Raw genomic sequence first — 424 nt, forward strand, 5'->3', positions numbered from 1 at the left:
GCTTTTCCGGAGACTAATGAAAATAAGCTTTCACAGCCAAACTCGAAGCATTGATCGAGAGTTCTACCAAGTTTGTGACGATTAAAATGTGATGCTTGAACCCCTTCACGAAATAAATGCTCAAGAGGCAAGTTAGTAAAAAATTGAGGGCTGAGTGATAAAGGTCGATTGGCAAAACCGAGTCCATTCATGATCATGCCTTTTACAGCTTCACCGGGGGTGATTTCTTGTTTATCGTCTTGAGGTAAGTATTGATCTAAAAGGCTGACAATTTTTAAGTCTTCTATAACACCTGAAACAATACCGTGATGGTCTAACCGTTTGATTTTTAGATTCATATACACCTAAAAGTTGAGAGGATAATATAACTAATTTAAAGATAATTAATTCGAAATTTTTTTATTTTGTGTTATCTATGTGTGTG

1 protein-coding gene is annotated in these 424 nt (G+C 35.4%); it reads right to left on the reverse strand.

All coding sequences use genetic code 11. The features are described from left to right. The coding region (locus CWB66_RS08975; protein WP_138585117.1) for a DUF4277 domain-containing protein at positions 1–338 on the reverse strand (338 nt) is incomplete at its 3' end. Positions 339–424: the final 86 nt, after the last annotated feature.

It is taken from the genome of Pseudoalteromonas sp. S558 (assembly GCF_005886635.1).
GTDB classification, from domain to species: Bacteria; Pseudomonadota; Gammaproteobacteria; order Enterobacterales; family Alteromonadaceae; genus Pseudoalteromonas; species Pseudoalteromonas aliena.